The following is a 10,129-nucleotide window of genomic DNA, read 5'->3' on the forward strand; positions in this document are numbered from 1 at the left end:
GGTCTTGATCGTAACTCCGACCAAGCGCTCGTCCTGTGGGAGCGGCGTCCCCGCCGCGACCGGGCGCCCGTCGCGCCGAGGACGGCGCTCCCACGGCGGTGGACGGACTTATGATCAAGGCCGACAATGGCGCAAATCAGAAGCGAATTCATCGAAGCCTTGGGACATTCTGCTTTTTCCGATGAGATCATTGACAAAGTCTTACATGCGTATCGACGCCCTGACGCCGCGTGCCCGGCGTCGAGCAGGGCACGCGGCGAGCCGGCTACAAGCCGGCGCCACCAGCGGGTCGTGCAGGTGGCGAACGGCGCAGTGCGGCGCAACTGGTGGGGTACCTCAGGGACGGGCCACGTTTTCCCGCTTTCCTGGCCAGATAGCGTCCTGTTGTCGCGGGCGACAAGGCGGCGTGCAGCTCGCTCCTGCCCCTTCCTGACATGTGCCCCCACGCTCAACCGACCGGAATAGATCATGGGACTCTTTCAGCTCATCCTGCTCTTGGCGACGTTTCTGTGCTCATTGGTCGCGGGCTTCTTGTTTGCGTTCGCTGTCGTGGTGATGCCGGGCATCACGCGCTTGGGCGACAGAGAGTTCATCCAGGCGTTTCAGGTGATGGATGGCGTGATTCAGAAGGGTCAACCGATCTTCGTGCTCCTCTGGGTCGGCTCGGTGGCGACCGTGGCTGTCGCGGCCGTCCTTGGCCTGTGGTACTTGGATGGAGCGGATCGCCTCCTCCTCATCGTCGCTGCGATCCTCTATCTTCTCGGTGTGCAATTCCCGACGTTCATTGTGAACGTTCCGCTGAACAACCGGCTTCAGGCGCTCGATCTCGATGGCCTGGATGAGCCGACGCGAGAATCGGCTCGCCGGACGTTCGAGCCGCGCTGGAATCGATGGAATGTGATCAGAACGGTCATGGCGAGCCTGGTTTCCGCCTTGCTGATACTTCTGATGCTCAGGCTTTGAGCAGCCCCCTCGGTGATCAAGCCCCCGGGGTCATGATCAAGACCCCGGGGTCAAGACCCCGGGGTCAGGTCTTGCAATCACACATTTCTCGCAGAAGGCAGAGGCTCTTCCATATAGCCTTCGTACTTCCTCCGGAAGGCGCGTCGATCTTTCTCTGGCCGGAGCAGATGCTCGACGACCTCACGTTTGGTTGTCCAGCTTGGCCAGGGAAATGGGCGTACGCGGGAACGGCGTCCGCGGCAAGGCTCAAGCCTCGTCTCTTGCGTGCCTCAGCCGAGAACACGGCAGCGGAGTCCTGCAATCATGGAGCGCGCTGCTGACCGCTTGGTCCTCGTACGCCGGCTTTCACACCTGGACGTCACGCTGCGGCTCAGACACAGCGGATAAGCTGCGCTTCCACGTGGATCATGAGCCCTTCCGCAGCCGTGGGAGCACCGTCCTCGACGCGACAGGCGTCTAATCGCGGCGGAGACGCCGCTCCCACTGGCCACGGCGCTGGACGGCGTTCTGATCAAGGTCATCATGGGCGCCTGAGCGTCCTTCCCGTATCGCTTGACTAGGAATCTTCCCCGCCGTCGCCGTGCATATTCACGGGACGCTTGTTGCCCATAGCACAAACTGAAGTGGAGTGAACGGGAAGGGCGACAGGCAGCACACGCCAAAATCCCGCGCAGACGAGGCACAAGCGGCCTTGGTCGTCGTTTCGGCCACCTGCTGCCGAAGCGCCCGGGACGCGGAGCGTCCGCCCTTGCTACCACGACGGTGCTCTACGCGAAATTGCTGCGCAGCCTGGCGGAGCTGGCGGCCGTGTTCGTGAGTCTGCTGCTCTTTATCGTTTCCTCGCGGGTCAGCTAAGCCGATCCGGTCGGGTCGCTGGTGCTCGCCGGGTTCGTCGCCTATTCGGCCACCAGGGTACTCGACAGGGCGAGGCGCGCACGCGGGCGACGACGGCCGCTTCCGGACGACACCCGGCAGCAGCTCATGCAGGCGGGGGGTGATCCATGATGCGCAGCACGTTGGCCCTATGCGACGGTTTGACCCAAGTGGTGGACCGGCTGAACGTCGGTGGCCCGGACTTGGAGGTCGATCGACCTTTCGTCGTCGGCGTCGGGTTGAGCCTTGCCTTACTGCTGCTCGCCGGCACGGCGATCTTGATCGTCCGCGTGCGAGCGGGTACGCCGGGGTCCCGGCTCGTGGACTTCGAGCGGCGCTACCGCAGCTGGACGATGCTGGTCCCCGCCATCTTGCTTCCCATGGCTATCGGCTCCGGCTGGATGATTATCTCGGTCGCCCTGCTGAGCGTGCTGGCATACCGGGACTGCTCCAGCGCCGTCGGGACGAGCGACCTTTCTCTGTTGGTATCTTCTGGGCCAGGTATCGCTGCTCGCCAACATCCATGGTTATCGCAACCTGTGCTTCCTCCTTCTTTTCTGGTCGCCATTAACGACATCGTCGCGTACCTCGCCGGCCAGGCCATTGGGCGACACCCGCTCGCCCCCGCGCTGAGCCCGAACAAGACGGTGGAGGGCGCGCTATGCGGCGTGCTCGCCTCCGGCATCGTGGCCGTGGCCCTGGGCTCGATGGTGTTTCCCGATGCCGCCAGCCCAGCCCTGCTGGCATCCGCGGGTATCGCCTTGGGCGTCATCGGGCAGGCGGGTGACTTGGTCGTGTCCGCCGTCAAGCCAGACCTCAAGCTCAAGGACATGGGGCAGGGTCTGCCCGGCATGGGCGGCGTGCTCGACCGCGTCGACAGCCTGTTGCTGGTCGCACCCCTGGTGTGCATTCTGGCCTATCTGCATCGACCGGACGGGTCACGGAGGGGGCGGCGTCGCGATGCGGGTGGCGTCCGGTCCATGGCCTTGCCTTGCCCGCGTCGCCACGCAACGGCGGCGAGCTCCGCTTGATCAGGCGTCGCGAGGGTCCGCAACGGGCGGCGTCGATCATGAGTCCGTCCGCTGCCATGGGAGCGCCGTTCTCGGCGCGACGGGCGTCGAGTCGCGGCGAGGACGCCGCTCCCACGGGGTCATGACTCTGGACAGTGTAGTGATCAAGGCCCGTGGGGAACGCATCCTTAAGATTGCCCCGCAGAACATGCGCACTAGGTCGCGGCCCGCGCAGCGGCTGTCGTGTAGCTTGAGATTGAAGGGGAAGTGACGCGACGGTTGCGGCGTTCCCCGGGCTGTCGGACGCGGTCGAGGCGCCGGTCTTCGGGGGCATCCCGCCCCGCACTCAACGCCTTTGCGGCCGTCCTGCCTCCGAATGCCGTCCCGTCGGTCATCCGGTTGGCACACAGGGCCGCACGCGCAGCACCCCTACCCCTTCCCGTGGCGGCGGCGCACAGCAGCGGGAGAAGGCAATGACGTACATGGCCCTTTGGTTCGGTGGTCTTACGAGTTCGGCCTTTCTCTATGGCGTCGGGCTGGGCATGTGGCTTTACCCGCCCGTCACGTGGGTGACCTCGGGCGATGCGCGGCCGGCGGCGGCGGGCAGGCGCCCGAGGTCGGCGAGCAGGTGATCCCGGCGCGACAGGCCAGCCATTCAGCGATGCCGCGGCACGGTCGCAGCATAGGGGACCGAACGGCAGAAACACAAAAGGCGACGCCATAGCCCAGCGGCACCCAGTACGACGCGGTGATGATCGCGTCGACTTGCGCCGGCACCCTACTGCCACGACGTGTCAATTATTCTTGAAGCGTTCCTTTAGGAGCGAGACTTCCGGAGCAGGCCGCGCGGCGCCGGCGCGGGCGGCACGCCCGGGAGGGGTGCCGTGCGATACTTGGGAGCCTAACCCATGTAGCACGCCAGTCTCGAGATTCCACCATGCTCCCGACACCGGAACCTCCGTCCAATCCGGCCGCTGCCGCCCTTGGCCGCCTCACCGGGCCGGCTCGCGCGTCCACGCTGGCGCGCGCACTCCTTCCGCTGCCGCTCGTTGCGATGGCGCTAGCCGGCTGCTCCGGCAGCGGCGAGGACGTGCGGGTGCGCCTGTGCAAGGACATCGTCGCGGTGCATACGGGCACCCAGCCCGTGTTCGAAGGCGCCGAGACCCGCACCCGCGGGCGCGAGCACGCGGAGGTGCGGCTCCAGTACAGCGTGAGCGGCGAGTCCGGCGGCGCATCCTGCTTCTATGCCTACAACGCGGTGGAAGACACGGCGCAGCAACTGGCCGATCCGCTGAGCGCCTACTCGGCCTCGCCGTACCGGGTCATCATCGGCATGGAGACACTACCGAAGCCAGCGCTCGCGGAGGCCATCAGGCAGGCGATGCTGAAGCAAGGCAAGCAGTTCATCGAGCAGGCGGGTCAGGCCGCGCGCAAGGCGCTTGGCCAGTGACAGCGGCGCCGGCGCGGGCGCTGCTCGGCCCGGCGGGCGCCGTCGCCGCCGGCGCTGGACCGACGCCGGCCGGCAAAGCATCGAGCCCGAGCCCAGCCCCCGCGGCTGCCTGCTTGCACCACCAAGACCATCGATGGCGCGCCATTCGCGCACCGACTCATGGATGGCCTCACCCCGGAGCCGCCCTGGGTCGCATGGAACTCTGACGGCGAGCCGCAGTCTTTTGCAGCACCGTTGAAAGCCGTGCTCGCCGCGGGCGTCGACGGGCTGTTCAGCGACGACCCTACGACGACGCGGGCTGCACTCCGGCGGCTGCATCCGTGGCGTCGTCCCCGCGGGGCCGTCGCGGCGGCGCCGCGTCCACGGTTCATCACCGCGCGTCGTTGGGCACCGCCCGGTATACTGCGCGGTCTTGGCGCAAACAAGCGTTTGATTCCGTCCGGGCGAGCGCGGCGCAGAGCGTGCCGAACCGGCACCGTCGGCCACCAAAAAAAGGAAAGACATGTTCTCCCGCCTACTCCTGGTATTCGTGGTCCTCGCCGCCCTGGTCGGCGGGCTCGCCTTCATGAAGTACGAGCAGTTCACGAAGCAGATGGCCCAGTACGCGAAGCCGCGGCCACCGGCGACGGTGTCAGAGGTGCAGGTCGAAAGCAGCACCTGGCAGCCGAAGCTGGAGGCCATCGGCAGCGTGCGCGCGGTGCAGGGCGTGATGGTGAACAACGAGGTGGCCGGCCAGGTGGAGGCCATCCGCTTCGAGTCCGGCGACCGGGTGCGTACCGGCCAAGCGCTGGTGCAGTTGGACACCGACGTGGACGAGGCGGATCTCAAGGGCCTGGAAGCGTCGCTGGAGTTGGCCGAGATCAAGCTCAAGCGCAACACCAAGCTACTGCGCGACCGGGCCGTCTCGCAGGGCGACTTTGACGAGATCAGCGCCGCACTCACCCGGGCACGTGCCGCGGTGGCGGCCAAGCAGGCACTCATCGACAAGAAGACCATCCGCGCGCCCTTCGACGGCGTGCTCGGCATTCGCCAGGTGAACCTCGGCCAGTACCTGTCGGAAGGCTCGGATATCGTCGGGCTGGAGGCACTGAACCCGGTGTTCGTGGACTACAAGCTGCCCGAGCGCTACCTGTCGGACCTTCATGGGAAGCAGCCGGTGGAGGTGCGCGTGGCGGCCTATCCGGATCAGATGTTCAGCGGGCACATCCAGGCCATCAGCCCGTCCGTGGACAAGGTGACGCGCAATGTGCAGGTACGCGCCGAGCTGAAGAATCCCGATGGCCGGCTGCGGCCCGGCATGTTCGCGAAGGTGGGCACACTGCTGCCGCAGCGCGACCACGTGCTGACGCTGCCGCGGCGGGCGGTGTCGTTCAACACCTACGGCGACTCGGTGTTCGTGATCCAGAAAGGGTCAGAAGCCAAGGCCGGTGGCGGCCAGGAAGCCCAGTCCGGCGGCGAGCAGGGCGCCAAGCTCACGGTCACACGCAAGCAGATCAGAACCGGCAGCGTGCGCGGCGAGCGGGTGGAGGTACTGTCCGGCCTCGCCGAGGGCGAGCGCGTGGTGCTCGCTGGCCACCAGAAGCTGCGCAACGGCGCCGAGGTGCGCATCGTGCCGGACGACGGCAAGGGGTCCGAGGCGCCCGAGGCCACCGCCGGCGCGCAAGCCCCAGAAGCCTCTGATGCCCCGAAGACGGCCGGCGGCGCCCCCGACACCGACTCATGAGCTTCACCGACATCTTCGTCCGCCGCCCGGTCCTGGCGAGCGTCATCAGCCTGCTGATCTTCATCCTCGGGCTGCGCGCCTACATGCAGCTCGAGGTGCGCCAGTACCCGGAGACCAAGAACACCGTCGTGACCGTCACCACGGCGTATCCGGGCGCCAGCAGCGACCTGGTGCAGGGGTTCATCACGACGCCGCTGCAGCAGGCCATCGCCGAGGCCGACGGCATCGATTATCTGACGTCCACCAGCACCCAGGGCGTGTCCAGCATCGAGGCGACACTGCGCCTGAACTACGACCCGAACGCCGCCATCTCCGAGATCCAGGCGAAGGTCGCGAGCCGCCTCAACGTGCTGCCGGAGGCAGCGCAGAACCCGGTGATCACCTCCACCACCGGCAGCGCCACGGCGCTGATGTACATGGCCTTCTACAGCAAAGAGCTGTCGCTGCCGCAGATCACGGACTATCTGCTGCGCGTGGTGCAGCCCCAGCTCCAGGCCATCGAGGGCGTCGCCAAGGCGGAGCTGCTCGGCAACCAGACCTACGCGATGCGCGTATGGCTGAATCCGGACCGCATGGCGGCGCTCGGCGTCACAGGCGAGGACGTGAGCCGCGTGCTCACGGCCAACAACTATCTCGCCGGCGTCGGCAACATCCGCGGCAACATGGTGCAGGTGGACCTCGCCACCAACACCGACGTCAGCAACGTCGAGGACTTCCGCAACCTGGTGGTGCGCTCGGGCGACCAGGCGCTGGTGCGCCTGCGCGACATCGCCGAGGTGGAGCTGGGCGCCCAGGACTACGACTCGGCGACGCTGTACAAGGGCATCCCGGCCATCTTCATCGGCATCGAGCAGACACCGGGCGCGAACCCGCTCCAGGTCGCCGAGCGCGTGCACAAGGCCATCCCGGACCTGCGCGCGCAGTTCCCGGAGGGGCTGCACGCCAACATCCCCTACGACGCCAGCGAGTTCATCAACGAGTCCATCCACGAGGTGTTCAAGACCCTCGCCGAGGCGGTGCTCATTGTGCTGTTCGTCATCTTCCTGTCGCTGGGGTCGATGCGCGCGGCGCTGGTACCCTCGGTGACGGTGCCGCTGTCCATCGTCGGCGCCGGCTTCCTGATGCTGCTGATGGGCTTCTCGGTCAACCTGCTGACCCTGCTGGCGCTGGTGCTGGCCATCGGTCTGGTGGTGGACGACGCCATCGTCGTGGTCGAGAACGTGCACCGGCACATCGAGATGGGCAAGCCGCGGATGCAGGCGGCCACCGACGCCGCCCGCGAGCTGGGGTTGCCCATCATCGCCATGACCACGACGCTGGTGGCAGTGTACGCCCCCATCGGCTTCATGGGCGGGCTGGTGGGCTCGCTGTTCGTGGAGTTCGCCTTCACGCTGGCGGCGGCGGTGCTAATCTCCGGCGTGGTGGCGCTGACGCTCTCGCCCATGATCTCCGCGCGGGTGCTGCGCCCCGCCGGCAAGCAGGCGCGCTTCGAGCAGTTCGTGGAGCACTTCTTCGAGCGGCTCGCCCACCTCTATGGCCGGCTGCTGCACTGGTGGCTCAAGTTCCCCATCGGCACCGTGCTGGTGGCGCTGGTCGTCATCGCCAGCATCGGCGCCATGTACAGCTTCTCCGAGAAGGAGCTCGCGCCCACCGAGGACCAGAGCATCCTGTTCGTCATGGCCACGGCGCCGCAGACCGCCACGGTGGACTACAACAAGCACTACGTGCGCCAGTTGCAGCGCGACTTCGAGCAGATCCCGGAGTACAAGGAAAGCTTCATCATGGCCGGCTTCGGCGGTGACACCAGCACCACCTTCGGCGGCTTCAAGATGCCCCAGCCCTCCGAGCGCGATCGCTCGCAGATGGAGGTCCAGCCACAGTTGCAGGGCCTCGTCGCCGGCATTCCGGGGTTCGACACCGTGGTCTTCCCGCGCCCGAGCCTGCCCTCCCCTGGCCGCGGCATGCCGGTGGAGTTCGTGCTGCTATCCGACGCGCCGGTGGACCAACTGGCGGACCTCGCCGATCAGGTCATCGGCCGCGCCATGCAGAGCGGCAAGTTTATGTTTCTGCGCAAGGACGTGGAGCTGACCCGCCCGCGCACCGTCATCGAGGTGGACCGCGACCTCGCCGGCGACCTCGGCATCAGCATGGAGCAGCTCGGCCGCTCGCTGGCCTCCATGCTGAACGAGGACTACGTCAACTGGTTCAGCCTCTCCGGGCGCAGCTATCAGGTGATCCCGCAGGTGACCAACGCCGAGCGCAACGACCTCAGCACCATCGAGGACTATGAGCTCGCCACCGCCTCAGGCGAGCTGGTGCCGCTGGCGAGCCTGGTGCACATCCGCGATGAGGTGGTGCCGTCCAAGCGCGTCCAGTTCCAGCAGCTCAACGCCATCACCCTCTCCGGCGTCATGACCACTTCCCTCGGCGAGGCGCTCGACTACCTGGAGACGACCACCAAAGAGATCGCCCCGCGCAACGTGCGCTTCGATACCAAGGGCGAGTCGCGCCAATTCCGCCAGGAGGGGTCGGCGCTGGAGGTGACCTTCTTCCTGTCCATTCTCGTGATCTACCTGGTGCTAGCCGCCCAGTTCGAGAGCTGGCGCGACCCGTTCGTGATCCTGATGTCGGTGCCGCTCAGCATCGCCGGCGCCATGGCGTTTCTGTTCCTAGGGTTCGCCAGCGTCAACATCTACACCCAGGTGGGCCTCATCACGCTGATCGGCCTCATCGCCAAGAACGGCATCCTCATCGTCGAGTTCGCCAATCAATTGCGCGAGCACGAGGACCTGTCCAAGCTCGACGCCGTGGTCAGGGCGGCCATGATTCGCCTGCGCCCCATCCTCATGACCACCGTCGCCATGCTGGTCGCCATGATCCCGCTGCTCACCGCCAGCGGCCCCGGTGCCGTCAGCCGCTTCGACATCGGCCTGGTCATCACCACGGGCCTCGGCATCGGCACGCTCTTCACCCTGTTCATCGTGCCCGGCATGTACCTGCTGGTGGCCTCCCGCCACACCCAGCGCGAGCTCGAAGCCAACGCCGCCGCCCGCGCCTAGCCGCACCGCCGGCACCCTGGGACCGCCGGCACCCTGGGAGCGCCGGCATCTTGCCGGCCACCGGGACCGCCGGCGTCTCGCCGGCACACTGGGACCGCCGGCATCTTGCCGGCCACTGGGACCGCCGGCGTCTCGCCGGCACACTGGGAGCGCCGGCATCTTGCCGGCCACTGGGACCGCCGGCGTCTCGCCGGCACACTGGGACCGCCGGCGTCTCGCCGGCACACTGGGACCGCCGGCATCTTGCCGGCCTGCCGCGACTCTCCCGCGCAGTTCCTATGTATGACGGGACCTCACTCGTATACTCGATCCGGGGCTGCACGAAGCACCGTGCAGCCGGTTGCGGCAACAACCTTGGGACCAGGCAATGAAAAAGGCTGCCCTTACGTACTGGATTGCCGCCGATGGCAAGTATCTCGGGTACTTGAACGAGTTTCCCGACCATTGGCCACAGGGAGATGACCTCGACGACCTGAAGGAGCATCTTGTCGATCTATTCGAGATGTTCGCGGCCGAGAACATTCCCGGCATCAAGCGGGTGTCGGAAATCGAAGTCGCGTGAAAAGACAAAAGTTGCTGAAACTCCTCCAACAACATGGCTGCGTGCTGCTGCGGCACGGCAATAAGCACGATATCTACCACAACCCGGAGAGCGGCGCCTCGGAACCGGTGCCCCGATATGCCGATATCAACGAGCAACTCGCCTGACCGACAGCGAGCGCGAACAGTACGAACGCGACTATCCCGAGGAGACCAAGACCATGCAGTCCTTTTCCACCCGTATGCGCGAAGAAGGCATCCAGATTGGTGAGGCGGTAACCGTTCAGACCCCTCCCATGAAAATCAGCTGAGTAGCGGACAAACGTAAGATTTCGTGGAAAGATATGGCGCCAAGTCCTTTAAGTCTCGACGTCGAGTCCGGCGCCAGTCTGCCTCTGCCGTGCAGCTCAGCAAACACGATCTTGCCCAGCTCGACGCCGCAGCGCTGGCGGCACTGACGCCCGAGCAGTTGCACGCGCTATCGGTGAAGCTGCTCGCGGACCTCAAGTTG

At 66.3% G+C, this 10,129-nt stretch carries 7 protein-coding genes; all 7 read left to right on the top strand.

The window, feature by feature from the left end; genetic code table 11:
• Nucleotides 1–468 precede the first annotated feature (468 nt).
• The 7 genes from LJE69_RS16305 to LJE69_RS16335 all read left to right on the top strand — a co-directional run bounded on the left by LJE69_RS16305 (nt 469) and on the right by LJE69_RS16335 (nt 9,786).
• Nucleotides 469–963, top strand: a complete 495-nt coding sequence (locus LJE69_RS16305; protein WP_296927060.1) for a DUF1772 domain-containing protein — start codon at nt 469–471, stop codon at nt 961–963.
• 1,001 nt (nt 964–1,964) lie between these two features.
• A complete protein-coding gene (locus LJE69_RS16310; RefSeq protein ID WP_296927062.1) occupies nt 1,965–2,867 on the top strand; it encodes a phosphatidate cytidylyltransferase in 903 nt (300 codons plus the stop codon).
• A 916-nt stretch (nt 2,868–3,783) separates the two neighbouring features.
• The gene (locus LJE69_RS16315) at nt 3,784–4,296 is read left to right on the top strand and encodes a hypothetical protein (protein ID WP_296927064.1); all 513 of its coding nucleotides are present in this window, start codon (nt 3,784–3,786) and stop codon (nt 4,294–4,296) included.
• Between the two features lie 502 nt (nt 4,297–4,798).
• Nucleotides 4,799–6,019 (top strand): efflux RND transporter periplasmic adaptor subunit, encoded by a 1,221-nt coding sequence (locus LJE69_RS16320; protein WP_296927066.1) that lies wholly within the window; start codon nt 4,799–4,801, stop codon nt 6,017–6,019.
• Nucleotides 6,016–9,078, top strand: a complete 3,063-nt coding sequence (locus LJE69_RS16325) for an efflux RND transporter permease subunit (protein WP_296927068.1) — start codon at nt 6,016–6,018, stop codon at nt 9,076–9,078. The genes LJE69_RS16320 and LJE69_RS16325 overlap by 4 nt, the downstream gene beginning before the upstream one ends.
• A 367-nt stretch (nt 9,079–9,445) precedes the next feature.
• Complete coding sequence (locus tag LJE69_RS16330) at nt 9,446–9,640, top strand: type II toxin-antitoxin system HicB family antitoxin (protein WP_296927070.1); 195 nt, start codon at nt 9,446–9,448, stop codon at nt 9,638–9,640.
• Entirely contained in the window at nt 9,637–9,786 is a 150-nt protein-coding gene (locus LJE69_RS16335; protein ID WP_296927072.1) for an addiction module toxin, HicA family, read from the top strand. The genes LJE69_RS16330 and LJE69_RS16335 overlap by 4 nt, the downstream gene beginning before the upstream one ends.
• Nucleotides 9,787–10,129: the final 343 nt, after the last annotated feature.

Origin of the sequence: Thiohalocapsa sp., assembly GCF_022340605.1 — a bacterium.
GTDB lineage: Bacteria > Pseudomonadota > Gammaproteobacteria > Chromatiales > Chromatiaceae > Thiohalocapsa.